General features: G+C 68.7%; 15 protein-coding genes. 7 read left to right on the top strand and 8 right to left on the bottom strand.

The features are described 5' to 3' along the window. Window positions 1-5: 5 nt before the first annotated feature. The 6 genes from FHU13_RS12100 to FHU13_RS12125 form a co-directional block, all read right to left on the bottom strand. Window positions 6-875 carry a DUF58 domain-containing protein gene (locus FHU13_RS12100; RefSeq protein WP_183436127.1) on the bottom strand — a complete coding sequence of 290 codons (870 nt, stop codon included), beginning with the start codon at window positions 873-875 and terminating at the stop codon, window positions 6-8. Next, complete coding sequence (locus FHU13_RS12105; protein ID WP_183436128.1) at window positions 872-1,903, bottom strand: MoxR family ATPase; 1,032 nt, start codon at window positions 1,901-1,903, stop codon at window positions 872-874. The genes FHU13_RS12100 and FHU13_RS12105 overlap by 4 nt, the downstream gene beginning before the upstream one ends. A gap of 167 nt (window positions 1,904-2,070) precedes the next feature. Next, on the bottom strand, window positions 2,071-2,361 hold the full coding sequence (locus tag FHU13_RS12110) for a methanol dehydrogenase [cytochrome c] subunit (RefSeq protein ID WP_183436129.1): 291 nt from the start codon (window positions 2,359-2,361) through the stop codon (window positions 2,071-2,073). A 133-nt stretch (window positions 2,362-2,494) separates the two neighbouring features. Beyond that, complete coding sequence (gene moxG, locus FHU13_RS12115) at window positions 2,495-3,097, bottom strand: cytochrome c(L), periplasmic (RefSeq protein WP_183436210.1); 603 nt, start codon at window positions 3,095-3,097, stop codon at window positions 2,495-2,497. Between the two features lie 44 nt (window positions 3,098-3,141). Then, window positions 3,142-4,020: a methanol oxidation system protein MoxJ gene (gene moxJ / locus FHU13_RS12120; RefSeq protein WP_183436130.1), complete on the bottom strand. Its 879-nt coding sequence runs from the start codon at window positions 4,018-4,020 to the stop codon at window positions 3,142-3,144. Between the two features lie 271 nt (window positions 4,021-4,291). Then, window positions 4,292-6,172, bottom strand: coding sequence for a methanol/ethanol family PQQ-dependent dehydrogenase (locus tag FHU13_RS12125; RefSeq protein ID WP_183436131.1), 1,881 nt, complete (start codon window positions 6,170-6,172; stop codon window positions 4,292-4,294). 370 nt (window positions 6,173-6,542) lie between these two features. Here FHU13_RS12125 and FHU13_RS12130 point away from each other — a divergent pair, with 370 nt between their 5' ends. Together FHU13_RS12130 and FHU13_RS12135 are read left to right on the top strand one after the other, a co-directional pair. Further along, a complete protein-coding gene (locus FHU13_RS12130) occupies window positions 6,543-7,460 on the top strand; it encodes a serine protease (RefSeq protein WP_183436132.1) in 918 nt (305 codons plus the stop codon). A 150-nt stretch (window positions 7,461-7,610) separates the two neighbouring features. Further along, window positions 7,611-7,808, top strand: coding sequence for a hypothetical protein (locus FHU13_RS12135; RefSeq protein ID WP_183436133.1), 198 nt, complete (start codon window positions 7,611-7,613; stop codon window positions 7,806-7,808). A gap of 27 nt (window positions 7,809-7,835) precedes the next feature. Here the strand turns inward: FHU13_RS12135 and FHU13_RS12140 are convergent, their stop codons facing one another. Beyond that, entirely contained in the window at window positions 7,836-8,570 is a 735-nt protein-coding gene (locus FHU13_RS12140; protein WP_183436134.1) for a DUF4336 domain-containing protein, read from the bottom strand. A gap of 328 nt (window positions 8,571-8,898) precedes the next feature. Here FHU13_RS12140 and FHU13_RS12145 point away from each other — a divergent pair, with 328 nt between their 5' ends. The 5 genes from FHU13_RS12145 (at window position 8,899) to glmS (ending at window position 14,130) form a co-directional block, all read left to right on the top strand. After that, on the top strand, window positions 8,899-9,798 hold the full coding sequence (locus FHU13_RS12145; protein WP_183436135.1) for an MBL fold metallo-hydrolase: 900 nt from the start codon (window positions 8,899-8,901) through the stop codon (window positions 9,796-9,798). 11 nt (window positions 9,799-9,809) lie between these two features. After that, window positions 9,810-10,343 carry a DUF2243 domain-containing protein gene (locus tag FHU13_RS12150; protein WP_183436136.1) on the top strand — a complete coding sequence of 178 codons (534 nt, stop codon included), beginning with the start codon at window positions 9,810-9,812 and terminating at the stop codon, window positions 10,341-10,343. After that, the gene (locus tag FHU13_RS12155; protein WP_183436137.1) at window positions 10,340-10,519 is read left to right on the top strand and encodes a hypothetical protein; all 180 of its coding nucleotides are present in this window, start codon (window positions 10,340-10,342) and stop codon (window positions 10,517-10,519) included. Before FHU13_RS12150 ends, FHU13_RS12155 begins: the two co-directional genes overlap by 4 nt. A gap of 215 nt (window positions 10,520-10,734) precedes the next feature. After that, window positions 10,735-12,120: a bifunctional UDP-N-acetylglucosamine diphosphorylase/glucosamine-1-phosphate N-acetyltransferase GlmU gene (glmU, locus tag FHU13_RS12160; RefSeq protein ID WP_183436138.1), complete on the top strand. Its 1,386-nt coding sequence runs from the start codon at window positions 10,735-10,737 to the stop codon at window positions 12,118-12,120. A 183-nt stretch (window positions 12,121-12,303) separates the two neighbouring features. Further along, the gene (gene glmS / locus FHU13_RS12165) at window positions 12,304-14,130 is read left to right on the top strand and encodes a glutamine--fructose-6-phosphate transaminase (isomerizing) (protein WP_183436139.1); all 1,827 of its coding nucleotides are present in this window, start codon (window positions 12,304-12,306) and stop codon (window positions 14,128-14,130) included. Between the two features lie 111 nt (window positions 14,131-14,241). On the opposite strand, the gene FHU13_RS12170 is transcribed toward glmS, so the two are convergent. Continuing rightward, window positions 14,242-14,676 (bottom strand): heme-binding protein, encoded by a 435-nt coding sequence (locus FHU13_RS12170; protein ID WP_183436140.1) that lies wholly within the window; start codon window positions 14,674-14,676, stop codon window positions 14,242-14,244. Between the last annotated feature and the right edge of the window lie 31 nt (window positions 14,677-14,707).

Consider the following 14,707-nt stretch of genomic DNA (forward strand, 5'->3'; position numbering starts at 1 on the left):
CGCTCTCACGTCGTCATCAGGTGGCGGCTCAGCGCCTCGGCATCGAAGCGGTCGGCGAGCCGGAAGGGCGGACGGGCGAACGGGGCGCAGATCCGGCGCAAGCGCTCGACGCGCCCGGCCTCGCGGGCGATCCAGCGGCGGCGCAAGGATGGGCGCAGGAAGACGAGGCGCCGCCCGGCGCCTTCCAGGTCGTCGAGTTCGACAAGGCCCCAGTTCGGCAGCCCCTCGTCCTCGGAGGAATCGGCGAGCAGCACCGGCGTCACGTCGTGCAGCGCCAGTGCCAAGAACACCTGCTCGATCAGAGCTTCCGGCCAGCGGAAGTCGGAGACGAGGAAGATCAGCTTCGGGCGTCCGGTAAGGCGGCGCGCGGCCTCCAGCAGGCCCTCGGCGCCGCGTCCCTCGCAGGTCGCCTCACTGAGGCGCGCGGCGGCGGCCTGGGCGGCGGCCCGGTGGCGGGTCGCGGGGAGGGTGAGGTCATCGCGCAAGGTGTTGTCGCAGGCGATCAAGCCGAAGCCGTCGCCGATCCGCGTCGCCGAGCGGGCGAGCGTCGTGCAGAACGTGCCAGCCAGTTCGCGCCGGTCGGCCCGGCCGCGGAAGCGCATGGAGGCGGAGAGATCGACCAGTGCGTAGGTCTCGACCGGGCTGCGCGCCTCGAAGCGGCGCACGAACACGCCCTCGAACGGGTCGCGCAGGGACGCGCGCAGGTCGATGCGCCGCGCATCCGGCAGGCGCAGGAAGCTGACCTGATCGCGGAACGTGCCGAGGCCGCCGGCATCGCGGCCGCGATGGACGCCGACCCTGTATCCGTCGAGCCGCCAGCGCGGCAGGTAGATAATATCGGCCTCATCGTTGACCCCGTCTTCCGGGCCGCTCACGGGGCGGGCACCGTCTCGAACACCGCGCGGATCAGGGCGGGCACGATCTGCGCGCGCCGCATCTCGTAGACGGGTTCGAGGAAGACGCGGTGGGCCATCACCTCGGGGAAGACAGCGCGGATGTCCTCCGGCACCAGCCAGTCGCGGCCCTCCAGCCAGGCACGGACGCGGGCGGCGCGCACGAGGAAGGCGACGCCGCGGGGCGAGGCGCCGCCCTGGACGAGGCGGTCCATGTCGATACCCGGCAACCGGATGCCGGCGGGGCCGGGGTGCACCAGGGCCTCCCACAGGCCGACGACGTAGGCCTCGATCGCCGGTTCGGCCGAGATCGCGTGCTGGATCGCGCTGGCGATGGTGCCGATGCGCTCGAAGTCGAGCACGCCGGCCTCGACCTCTTCTGTGAGACGGTCGGTGTCGTGGAAGCGGGGATCGAACACGAGGTCGCGGCGGGCACGCGCGTCGCGCGGCGCCTCCATGCCGATCTCCATGAGGAAGCGGTCGCGGGCGGCGGCCGGCAGCTCGAAGGTCTCCTCGCGCTCGACGCGGTTGCGGTCGGCGAAGACCTGGAGGTTGGGGAAGCGGTACTCGCGGTTGAAGGCGGTGACGCTGCGCTCGGCCATGATGCGCAGGAGCAGCGCGTGGACCTGGGGCCGGGCGCGGTTGATCTCGTTGAAGAAGAACACCGAGAGGTCTTCGGCCCGCCGCAGCACCGGGCCGGGCTCGACCCGGGGGCGGCCGTCCTCACCGAGATAGGTGTGGTAGATCAGGTCGGTGGGCATCATGTCGACGGTGCCCTCGACGCGCTCGTAAGCACCGCCGAGGCCGCGTGCGACCGCGCGCAGGAGCGTCGTCTTTCCGACACCGACATCGCCTTCGAGCATGACGTGGCCGCGGGCGAAGATCGCGATGGTCAGCAGGCGGATCGCCCGCTCCTGGCCGACCACGGCCTTGCCGATCTCGCGCTCGAAGCGCGCGGCCGCTTCCCGCCAGTCGGTGAGGATGGCGTCGCCGGGGCGCAGGGTGTTCATTCGGCGGTGGGCCTTTTTCTTCTCTTTGCGGGCGCTCGGCGCGCCGGCACCGCTCTCGCACGGACTCCGTCCCTCCCGGTCCGGATCGGACCTGCCCGACCCGATAGGTCAGGGACGGATCCCGGACAGGTCCGAGATCCGAAGGGGAGGGGCGGAGGGTCGGCGGATCAGTTCGCCGAGATCTTGCTGATGTCGTACTCGAACTTGCCGGTCTTCTTGAAGTTCTCGACGCGCTTCTTGTTGCGCTCTTCCATCTGCTTGATGGAATCGGCCTGCTTGTTCAGCTCCTTGGGGTCGTGCTTGGGGTCGTACTTGGAGCCGGCGATTTTTTCGGGGAAGCCGGGCTTCGGCTCCCAGCAATTGCCCGGCGCCTTGCACTTGGTGCCGTCATAGGCGAGCGCCGGCGCGGCGATCCCGGCGAGGGCGATGGCCGCGGCAGCGATGAAAGCGGTCTTCATGGTTTCCTCCACTTTATGAGACTTGCTCTTTTCGGGGCTTGCTCTTTCGGAGACCTCGCCGCGAGCGGCGACCTGATCCCACGATTCGCCCCCTCGATCGCGCCGGTTCGAGCCGGCCCGAAACCCGAAGGGATCACTCCTCCAGCGGCTTGCACTGGCCCTTGGCGTCCTTCGGGATGACTTCGCCCTGCTTGTAGGGCGTGTAGGCCTTCTTCTGCTCGTCGTTGAGCCACAGGGCGTCCTGCTTCGGCCCCGTGTAGAGGTGCCGGATCCAGGCGATGGTCTGCAGCATCTCGTCGGGCGTCAGGTTCTCGTTGTGCGGGCCCATCATGCCGTTGGCGCCGCCGAAGATCGTCGCGAACAGGCCGACATCGGTCGTATTGGACGGGTAGGTCCAGTAATTGTCGTTCAGGCCCGGCCCGAGCTTGCCCTCGGCAAGATGACCGTGGCAGCCTGAGCACGAAGTCGCGAACAGGCTCTCGCCGTTGCGCAGGCAGGACTTGTCGTCGATGTAGATGTTCTCCCCGGTCTCGAAGAACTTCTTCACCGCCGGCGTGTCGCGCCCGCCCTCCTTGCCCTGGGTGACGTCGAGCGCCTCGCCGGTCACGGTGTTGCGGAAGGTCACGCCCGATTGCGGGCCCGACTGCGGCTGCGCCAGTGCGGGAACGCTGCCGAGAGCGCTGCCAAAGAGCGCGAGTCCGAGGAAGGCGGTACCGATCTTTGTCCGGTTCATCATCGTCTTGGTCTTGGTCCTCATCACGGAAGCGATCGCGCGGCGGCTCAATTCGAGACGGGCAGCACGGGTACGCCCTCCTCCTTCAGGATCGCTTCGATCTTGGGCTTGGCCTTCTCCAGGGCGGCGTCGAGTTCCGCCTTCAGAGCGGTGTCGTCCTTGCGCACGCCCATCGACTGGTCGAAGCTCTGCGGCATCTTCTGGCCGTCGCTGCGGGTGGTGTCGTCGGGCACCGGGGTCACGCGCAGCTTGGTCGAGGAATCGCGCACGTAGCGGGCGACGTCGGGCCCGAAGGCCACGCCGACTTCGGCCTTTCCGGTGGCGACCTCGCTCACCATCCGAGCCGGGTCGATCTGGGTGTACTGGTTGCGCGGCGCGCGGAAATTCACCAGCGAGTAGAGGTAGGCCATGTCCTCCTCGTAGCGGCCGATGTCCTTGAGCATCGCCTCGCCGGGCGTGCCGAAGCCGACCACCATGTGGCTCACCTCCTTCAGCCGCGGGTCGGACCAGGACCTGATGTCGAGATCCCGGTCGGCGCGGGTGAGGAAGACGTAGCCCGAGCGGTAATAGGGCTTGCTCGTGAGCACCCGCGGATCGTCGGAATCGAGCCCGACGACCACGTCGCAGGTCTTCTTCTCCAGTCCGTCGCGTACGAGGTAGATCGCAGGTTTGCCGAGCCACACGAACTGGGCTTTGCGGCCCATTGCCTCGGCGACGGCTGTGGCGATGCGGTTCTCGAGCCCCGAGCCGTCCTTCATCGAGAGCGGCGGCTGCTCGGCGGCGCAGATGCGTAAGGTCCCGGCATCGGGCTTCGCAGCCTCGGCGGCTTTCTTGTCCTGCGCCAGGGCAGGTGCGCATAGACCGGTCAGGGCAGCGAGGGCGACGGCCGAGGCGACGGCTCGGCGGCGTCCGTTCACGAGCGACATCTTCGTTTCCTCTGGATTATTCTTATGACGTCTTGGCGCGGGGCTCAGGCGCGTCGTCGGATGTCCCGCCGGGACGGATCCAGGCCTGCCCACCACGCATCTCCCGTGCAGACCGTCGCCGGTGCCGGGGCATCGGCACGTTGGAGGAAACGTCCTGCGGAGAGTGGAGCGCGGTGGTGCGGACCGTTCGAGGGCCCGCACCACCCCAGCCCTGTCCCTCCCCCGCGAGGGGGAGGGGAGGTTCGTCTGCTCAGGTCTTGCGTGCCGGGTCTTACTTGGAAGCCGACTTCCACTCGCCGACGTTCGGATCGTCGTAGGGACCCTTGCCGTCGAGCGAGAACACGATCACGCCGCCGCCCATCTGGGTGTAGTTGGCGAGCTTCTTGAAGGCGCCCACCGCGCCTAGGCCGGCGGTCGGGTCGGCGAGGTCGAACACGAGACCGACACCCGGCCAGCCGCCGACGCCGTAGTAGATGGCGACGTACTGCGTGCCCTTATGGGTGTAGGTCATCGGGTAGCCGATGGCGCCGGACGGAATCTTGAACTTCCACAGAAGGTCACCCGTGTCGGAGTCGCGCGCCTTCAGGTAGCCGTCGAGCGTGCCGTAGAAGACGAGGTCGCCCGCGGTGGCCATGGTGCCGCCCCACACGGCGAAGCGCTCCATCTTCTCCCACTTATAGTCGCCGGTGATCGCGTTGTACGCCTTGATCTGGCCGAGACCTTCGTAGTTCTGACGGTCGCCCTTCGGGCCGGGATACATGTTCAGCGTCGCACCGACGAAGAACTGACCCGCACGATAGGGAAGCATGAAGGGCTCCCAATCCATGCAGATGTGGTTGATGCCCATGAAGAACAGCTCACGCTTCGGATCGTACGAGTCGTGACCTTGGTTGTGGTAGCCCATCGCCGAGGGGCAGATGTCCTTGGCGAGGTGGTCCATCCGGGTGCCGTATTCGGGGTCGCGCACCGGCTGCCCGGTCTTCAGGTCGACCGACTTGAATACGTTGACCGTGTCGTCGAGCTTGTTCGCCGAGACGAGCGCGCCGTCGGTCCGGTCGAGGGTGTAGACGATGCCGTTGCGGTCCGGGTGGGTCAGCAGCTTGCGGGTCTTGCCGTCCTTGTCCTTCTGCTCGGAGAGCATCATGACGTTGACGCCGGCATAGTCCCACTCGTCGTGCGGAGTCTTCTGGTAGCCGAACTTGGCCTCACCCGTGTCGGCGTCGCGGCCGAAGATCGTCATCGTCCACTTGTTGTCGCCCGGACGCATGGTCTCGTTCCACGGCGCCGGGTTGCCGGTGCCGAAGTAGATCAGGTTGGTGCCCGGATCGTAGGCGTACCAGCCCCAGTTGGTGCCGCCGCCGATCTTCCAGGCGTCGCCCTCCCAGGTGCCGGTGCCGAGGCCCTTCTGGCCGTAATGGGGGTTCTTGATGTTGAAGTCGGAAGCCAGCAGCAGGTCCTTGTCCGGACCCGTGGCGTAGGCGCGCCACACCTGCTCGCCGGTCTTCACGTCGTAGGCGGTGAGGTAGCCGCGCACGCCGAGCTCGGCGCCCGAGGAGCCGATGATCACCTTGTCCTTCACGACGTAGGGGGCGATCGTGAGCGTCGAGCCGACCTTGATGTCGGAGTTCTCGACCTTCCACACCGTCTCGCCGGTCTCGGCATTGAGCGCGGCGACATTGCCGTCGAGCTGGGTCTTGAGGATCAGCGCCGGGGTCTTGCCGTCGCCCGGCCAGTAGGCGAGGCCGCGGTTGACGAGGTCGCAGCAGGCGACAGCACGAGCGGCCGGGTTCTGCTTCGGCTTGTCCTGCCACAGGATCGTGCCCGGATCGTCGAGGCCGAGGGCGAAGGTGTTGTTCGGGAACGAGGTGTGGATGTACATCTTGCCGTCGACGACGAGCGGCGCGCCCTCGTGGCCGTTCAGCAGACCGGTGGAGAACGTCCAAGACGGCCGAAGCTGCTTCACGTTGCTCTTATTGATCTGCTTCAATTCGCTGAAGTTGTTCGAGTCGTAGTTCTTACCGGGCATCACCCAGTTTTCGTCTTTCTTCGACAACTCGACCAGCTTGTCGTTGGCGTATGCGGCGCTCGACAGCGCGGCCGGCGCGAGCGCCAACATCGCCAGGGCCGAGACCGATGTCACAAACCTGCTCATCCTGCGTCTCCTCACTGAACCGCCTCGCCTTTCGGCCTCGCGGTATCTCTCAGACGTTCTTCTGAGGTTCCAGGCTCGCTCCGAAGTCCTTCGAAGTGCCGCATCGTGGAACTAAGAGGATTCTTAGATCGCCGCGGTCTTATGAAAGACTTATTAGCGCCCCTTCGCCTATAATTTCTATGCTTTTATTGGATGTTGTGTCTTTAGCTGGTTGGACATTTCTTGCCGGGACGATAAGGCAATTCTAAAAATGCCAAAGCGTAGTGTTGCAACTTGTTGGCATCGCCTTGACCGGGGCTGGGACCCGTCGCACCACTTTCCTCGACGGGCCCTCGCGTAGCGGCCCGGTACGGCGGGAGGCTTGTGGGCCATGGCGCAGGGGCAGCGCGCGCGGGGCGTTCTGGCGGTTTGCGGGCTCCTCGCCCTGTTTGCAGGGCCCAGTGGTGGCACCGCGATCGGAGACGATGCGACGCACCCGCCGGCTCACCCGCCATCCGAGGCCACTGCGGAGGCCGTCGCACCGGTCCGCGAGCCGGCAAGGGACATCACCGAGACCGCCGCGCTCTATCCCCATGACGGGCGCTGCGACCTGACGGGCAGCGACCGCGCCCGCTATCCGGGGGCGGGCGTCCTCTGGTGCCGCCGCTCGGACGGGGTGCCGCAGAAGGCGGCGGCGGCGTGGTTGATCGGCACGCCCTCGCTCGTGCTGCTGAACGCGCACAACTTCCGCAACCGGCAGCTTGAGACGACGCGGCCGGTCGGCGACTGCTATTTCCAGATCGGCGGCCGCAACTACGATTTCGTCGTCGGGAGCCTGCACCTCGGCGTGGCCGCGGACGCGACGCGCCTTCACATCACCGACGACTGGGCGCTCTTGCGCCTCGTCCGCCCCGCCGACGCACCGCGCCAGCCCGTGCCGGAGGCCGCTCCCGACCTGTCCACGGGAGACCTCTCGCTTCCCGTGACCCTGGTCGCTCCCGGCGGCCACCAGAACTACCGGGGCGACAGCAGCCTGGAGGCCTGCACGATCCGCCGGATCGATCCGCCGACGGAGGGCGGCATCCGGCGTGCCCGCCACGATTGCAACGACGGCTACGGCGGCTCGGGCTCGGGACTGTTCGACGAGGCCGGGCGGCTCGTCGCCATGCAGAGCGCCTCGCTCTCGATGAACTCAAGGCACAGCTTCGATATCGAGTTCCACTACGGCTCCGCCCTCCTCATCGAGGGCGAATTGCTCGACGCCCTGCGCCGGGCGCAGCGGGAGGACACGACGCTGCAGGTTCCGTGAGCGCCGGCCCGCACGGCCGCTCGGGAGGGGGAGCATTCCTGTGGATGGGGCCGGACGCGCCCAGGGCGGTGAGACAGAATGCGCCCGGAACACCCGCCGAGAACCCAGGTTGCCCGGACTCAACCTGAGAAACCGGGAGACGACATTCGTATGTCGAAGCATCTGAAGACGGATACGCCGACCGATGCCGACCTGAAGGGCAACCCGGGCATCGGGCAGTCGAAGGGGATGACCGGGACGGACCCGGAGGCGATCGAGGGAGAGTCCACCTTCGAGGGCGATGTCGAGAACGAGACCACGGCGGAGGGTGGGGTCGATCCCGATCACCGCGGGCGGAGCAACGCCTAAGCGATCGTTGGGGCGGCTCAGCCCGCCTCAGCCGATCAGCCAGCGCAGGGAGCGGCGCAGTTCCCTCGTGCCGTTGCGGTCGAACCAGGCGCCGTGGCTGAACAACACCCGCTCCGGCGACAGGGCGACGAGGGCTGCCGCGGCCCGGGCCGCCTCGTGCTTGCGCAGCCGCACCACCAGTCGAAGATAGATCGGCGCGCGTCCGTCGGGTGCGGTCGCACCGGCGATCCGCAGGAGCGGACGCAGCAGGGGCGGCAGCTTGCCCGGCTCCAGATTCAGGATGAGATCGGTCAGGATCAGCGTCGCCGAGGCGGTGTGGAAGAAGGCCACCTCCCGGAACCCGAATCCGCCGGGCACCACCACCTGCGTCAGATCGTCGAACCATTCGGGTGGCGCCGCGTCGCCGAGATCCCGGTCGAGCCGCACGCCCGCCTGACGGACCTGCCGACGCTCGCGCAGGTTCGGGGCGGCCCAGGTCAGGGCCTGCGGGCAATGACGTTGCCACTCCCTCAGATAGGTCCAGTGCGTGACGTTGGGCGCGACGAGGTGGCGGATCGGCCCGAGCGCCTCGATCTCGCGGTGCAGATCCGCGTCGTAGCGGGTCGGCGAGTGCAGCCAGATGCCGCCGTCGGAGAGCCGCACCACGGTCATGCGCACCGGCAGCGGCAGGCCCGCGGCGTGGATCGGGCCGCTGTCCACGATCCAGAGGCCGAAGGCCACGGGCTTGAGCACGTCGAGGGGCGGGTAGGTCGGATCGCTCACGGTGTCGGGTCCGGGATCGAGGGGCTCAAGCGAGGCTCATCATGGAGCCGCCGCTCGGCAGCCGCGTGACAGGAGCAGAGTGAGTGCGGGGCGGGCAACATTGGCGCGGCGACGAACCCTGAGATCGCACGTGCCGGATGGCCTTGGCGATCGATACCCTTCCAACCTGGGCCCTCTCGCGAAGTTTCTGAAGAATGCCCCCGGCAACCTTTTTCCGCCCTGTCGGGCCGCGGGAACAAAGCTACCGCGTCGGCCTTCCCGTGATGACCGCTCCCACGCGGCCGGAGCGCCGGCCGGCATCCCGTCCCACCTCGCACAGGAGAAGGCTGTGGCGCAGCAGATCCCGATCAGCCGCCAGGCCCGCGCCGACGATCCGCGGGCCGATGCCGAGCGCGACGACGGCACCCACGCGTTCGCGCCCGATCTCGCCTATCGCCGCCTCGTGCTGGCCAATGTCGTCTTCGTCGGCATCCCCGGTGCCGGCGACCGCAACTGGGTCCTTGTCGATGCCGGCATTCCCGGTTCGAAGGCCGCGATCCGCAATGCCGCCGCCGCCCGCTTCGGCGAGGGCGCCCGGCCGGCGGCCATCGTGCTGACCCACGGCCATTTCGACCATGTCGGCGTGCTGGAGGATCTGGCGGAGGAATGGGACGTCCCCGTCTACGCCCACGGACTCGAGCGGCCCTATCTCGACGGCAGCGCCGCCTATCCAACGCCGGATCCGAGCGTGGGGGGCGGCTTGATGGCGCGCATCGCGCCGCTCTACCCCACCAAGCCCGTGGACGTGTCGTCCCGCCTGCAACTCCTGCCCGCCGACGGCAGCGTGCCGCCGATGCCGGGCTGGCGCTGGCTGCACACGCCCGGCCATGCGCCGGGCCACGTCTCGTTCTGGCGCGAGGCCGACCGCAGCCTGATTGCGGGTGACGCCTTCGTTACCACCGCCCAGGAATCGGCCTATGCCGTGGTGACGCAGGAGCCGGAGGTCCATGGGCCGCCGATGTATCTGACCATCGATTGGCCGGCCGCGGGCGGCTCCGTGCGCAGCCTCGCCGCGCTCAAGCCCGAACGGGCGGTGACCGGCCATGGACGACCCCTCCAGGGGCCGGAACTGCGCCGCGGCCTCGACGCGCTGGCGCAAGATTTCGAGCGCATCGCCGTGCCGGATCAGGGCCGCTACGTCGAGACGCCGGCGCGGGCCGAGGACGGCTCCGCCTACCGCTCGCCGTGAGGCCGCCGGCGATGGCGTCGCGCGATCAACCGAGCGCTCTCGCGCCGGCGGAGGGGGGCGACTTCCCGGTCGCGGCGGGTGTGCTGTTCGGGCTCGGCCTCGGCGGCTTCTTCGACGGCATCGTGCTGCATCAGGTGCTGCAATGGCACCATATGCTCAGTTCCTGGTACCCGATCACCTCGATCGAGAACCTCGAACTCAACACGCTCTGGGACGGGATTTTCCACAGCGCGACCTACGTCTTCGTCGTGATCGGGCTGTTCATCCTGTGGCGCCGGGCACGGGGGCGGCATCTGCGCTGGTCGAACCGGGCGCTGGTCGGCAGCCTGCTCGTCGGCTGGGGGCTGTTCAACCTCGTCGAAGGCCTGATCGACCACCAGTGGTTCGGCGTTCACCACGTCAACGAGCGGGTGGACCGGGCGCACTGGCTCGCCTGGGACCTCGGCTTCCTCGCCTGGGGCCTCGCCATGCTGCTGGGCGGAGTCTGGCTGTTGCGCACGGGGCGCGGGCGGACAGGCGTGGCCCCCGCCGCGCTGCGGCGATGAGGCGGGCAAAGGACGACGACCTGCGGCCGGCAGTCAATGGCTTGCGCCAGGCTTGGCCCTGGCTCGTCCTCGCCACGGGCCTCGGTTTCGCGACGATGCCGGTTTGGCGCGCCCTGGCCTTCGGCGTGCGGGTGAGCGCGGAGGATCTGCTGCAGATCCGCTGCCTGCCGTGGTAAGGGCCCGTTGCGCCGCGGGCTACGCTCTGTGCCACGTGCCTCGAAGCCGCGGCGCCGATCCTCCGGCTCTTCGCGCCCGCCGTCCGATCGGCTAAACGGGCCGTCGATTCAGTGTCTCTCACGTGGCTCCCGCTGCGCCGTCGCGGCCGGCAGGGCAGGGCGACCGGTGACCGGGCGTTTCGTAGGGACTTCCAGACGGCAGGAAGCGGATTTCGATGACGGCAGGCGCGAACCAGGGAGCGGAGAGCAGCTTCACCGCGATCGTGCTGGCGGCCGGAAAGGGCGTGCGGATGCGCTCCGACCGGCCCAAAGTGCTCCATGCGTTGGCCAATCGCTCCATGCTCGGCCACGTGCTCGCCGCCGTGCAGGAGGCGGGGGCCTCCCGCCTCGCCGTAGTCGTCGAGCCCGGCCGCGAGGACGTCGTCCGCGAGATCGAGCGGCTGGCACCCGGCGCCAGCATCCATCTCCAGGCCGATCGCCTCGGCACGGCGCACGCGGTTCTCACCGCCCGCGCGGCGCTGGAGGGGGGGCGGGACGTGCTCGTGGCGTTCGGCGATACGCCGCTGGTCACGGCCGAGACGTTTGCCCGCCTGCGCGCCCCCCTGCGCGAGGGTGCGGCGGTGGCGGTGCTGGCCTTCGAGGCCGCCGACCCAACCGGCTACGGGCGGGTGCTGACGGAAGAGGGCCGCGTCCGGGCGATCCGCGAGGAGAAGGACGCCTCCGAGGACGAGCGGGCCGTCCGTCTGTCGAATGCCGGGCTGATGGCACTCTCCGGTGCCCACGCCCTCGGCCTCTTGGAGCGGATCGGCAACGACAACGCCAACCGCGAATACTACCTCACCGACGCGGTGGCGCTCGCCGTCGCCGACGGGCTCCCTGTGGCCGTCGTGCCCGTCGCCGAGGCGGAAGCGCAGGGGGTCAACGATCGGGTACAGCTCGCCGTCGCGGAGGCCACGATCCAGGCGCGCCTGCGCCAGGCGGCCCAGCTCGGCGGCGCAACGCTGATCGCGCCGGAGACGGTCTTCTTGAGCGTCGACACGGTTCTCGGCCGCGATGTCATTGTCGAGCCGCATTGCGTGTTCGGTCCCGGCGTCGTCGTTGGCGACGGCTGCACCATCCGCGCCTTCTCGCACTTGCACGACGCTCGGCTGATGGAGGGCGTCGATATCGGCCCGCACGTGCGCCTGCGCGGCGGCGCGGTGCTGGGGGCGGGCGTCCATCTCGGCAACTTCGTCGAGATCAAGAACGCAACCTTGCACGCGGGTGCCAAGGCCTCGCACCTGACCTATCTCGGCGACGCCGAGGTCGGGGCAGGGGCCAATATCGGCGCGGGCACTATCACCTGCAATTACGACGGCGTTTCGAAGCATCGTACGCTGATTGGCGAGGGCGCCTTCATTGGCTCGAACTCGGCCCTGGTGGCGCCGGTCAGTGTCGGCGCGGGCGCGCTGGTCGGGGCCGGCTCGGTCATCACCCGCGACGTACCGGCGGACGCGCTCGCCGTGGCGCGGGGGCGGCAGGTCACCCGCGAGGGGGCAGCCAAGACACTGCGCGAGACGCTGAAGGCGGCCAAGGCCGCCCGCGAGGCCAGGAAGAGCTGAGCGGCGGAGCGGAAAGGCACGAAGCGGCGGGTGCTGGCCTTCTCGCGCTTCGGTCCGTACAAGCCGTTCCATCCGCGCCACGCTTCAGGTCAGACTCTTGCATCGCAGGGAGCCGAGCCTGGGCGGACGTCCCATCACGGGATGGAACGGCGCATCTCTAATCAGGCGGCTTCAGGATCGGCCATGTGCGGAATCGTCGGCATCGTCGGGCGTGAGGCAGTCGCGGATGCGCTGGTCGAGGCGCTGCGGCGACTCGAATATCGCGGCTACGATTCGGCCGGCGTCGCCACCCTGGAGCACGGCCGGCTCGATCGCCGACGGGCCGAGGGCAAGCTCTCGAACCTCCAGCGCAAGCTGGTCCAGGCGCCGCTGCCCGGCGCCATCGGCATCGGCCATACCCGCTGGGCCACCCACGGACGCCCGAACGAGACCAACGCCCATCCACACGCCACCGAGCGGCTGGCGGTGGTCCATAACGGCATCATCGAGAACTTCCGCGAGTTGAAGAGCGAGCTTGAGGCGGCGGGTGCCCGCTTCGAGAGCGAGACCGACACCGAGGTCGTGGCCCAGCTCGTCAGCCACCTGATGGGGCAGGGGCTCGGGCCCGTGGCCGCCGTCGAGGCGGCGCTGCCGCGCCTGCACGGCGCCTTCGCCCTGGCCTTCCTGTTCGCGGGCGAGGAAAACTTCCTGATCGGCGCCCGCCACGGCGCGCCCCTGGCCATCGGCTTCGGGCAGGGTGAGACCTATCTCGGCTCGGACGCCCTGGCGCTGGCGCCCTTTACCGACGAGATCACCTATCTCGAAGAGGGCGACTGGGCGATCCTGACCCGCGACGGCGCCGAGATCCGGGATCTCACCGGCAAGGCGGTGCGCCGGCCGCGTCAGCGGATCGCGACGCAAGCCTTCCTCGTGGACAAGGGCAACCACCGCCACTTCATGGCGAAGGAGATCCACGAGCAGCCGGAGGTCGTCGGCCGCACGCTCGCCCACTACATCGACATGGCCCGTGGTCAGGTCGTCCTGCAGGAGGATCTGCCCTTCGACTTCGCCCGGCTCTCGCGCCTCTCGATCACCGCCTGCGGTACCGCCTACTACGCCGGCTTGGTCGCCAAGTACTGGTTCGAGACCCTGGCGCGTCTGCCGGTCGAGATCGACGTCGCCTCCGAGACCCGCTACCGCGAGCCGCCGCTGGAGCGGGACGGGCTGACGCTCGTGATCTCGCAGTCGGGCGAGACCGCTGACACGCTCGCCTCGCTGCGCTACGCCAAGAGCCAGGGCCAGCACACGCTGGCGGTGGTCAACGTCCCGACCTCGACCATCGCCCGGGAATCGTCGGTGGTGATGCCGACCTTCGCCGGACCGGAGATCGGTGTGGCCTCCACGAAAGCCTTCTCCTGCCAGCTCACGGTGCTGCTTTGCCTCGCGCTCGCCGCCGGCCGCGCCCGCGGTACGCTGAGCGCGGAGCGCGAGCGCGCCATCGTCGACGCGCTCATCACCGCCCCCGGACTGATGGCCGAGGCGGTCAAGATGGAGGCGGAAGTCGAAGGGCTCGCCCGCGAGATCGCCAAGGCCCGCGACGTGCTCTATCTGGGCCGCGGCACGAGCTACCCGATGGCGCTCGAAGGGGCCCTGAAGCTGAAGGAAATCAGCTACATCCATGCGGAGGGCTACGCGGCCGGCGAGCTCAAGCACGGGCCGATCGCGCTGATCGACGAGAGCGTGCCGGTGATCGTGATCGCGCCCCACGACGCGATCTTCGAGAAGACCGTCTCGAACATGCAGGAGGTCGCCGCCCGCGGCGGAAAGATCATCCTCGTCGGCGACGCGAAGGGCGCGGCGGCGGCCGGGCTGGACACGCTGGCGACGCTGACCATGCCGGACGTGGATCCGGTGATCGCGCCGATCGTCTACGCGGTGCCGATCCAGCTCATCGCCTATCACACCGCCGTCTTCATGGGCAAAGACGTCGATCAGCCGCGCAATCTGGCGAAGTCGGTCACGGTGGAGTGAGCCGGCGGGAGTACCGCTCGGCCACGAGCCCCTGTTTTCACTCAAAGTGACGGCATGGGCCGTCGCTCGGCGCATCGACCCGGCATCCGGATCGATGCGCCTGCCGTAGTATCAGGTGCGCCAGGGGTGGTCGGGCAACTCGGTGTCGCCGATCGCGCTGGCGCCTGCGAGCGCCACCGCGTCGTCGTTCTCCACCGACGAGCCGCTGACGCCGATGGCGCCCGACATCTCGCCGTCCGCATCGACGATCGGAATGCCGCCGGGGAAGGTGATCAGGCCCTGGTTCGAGTGCTCGATGCCGTAGAGCGAGCCGCCGGGCTGCGACAGGGAGCCGATCTGCCCCGTCTTCATGCCGAAGAACACGGAGGTCTTGGCCTTCTTCTGCGCGATATCGATCGAGCCGACCCAGGCGCCGTCCATGCGATGGAAGGCCTTCAGGTTGCCGCCGGAATCGACGATCGCGATACACATCTGCGTTCCGAGTTCGACCGCCTTGGCGCGCGCGGCCTCAATCGCCTTTTCCGCCTGCTCGATGGTGACGTGCATCGCGTCCTCTCCCTGAAACTTAGCTACAACG

Source organism: Methylobacterium sp. R2-1, assembly GCF_014191355.1.
Classification (GTDB): Bacteria; Pseudomonadota; Alphaproteobacteria; order Rhizobiales; family Beijerinckiaceae; genus Methylobacterium.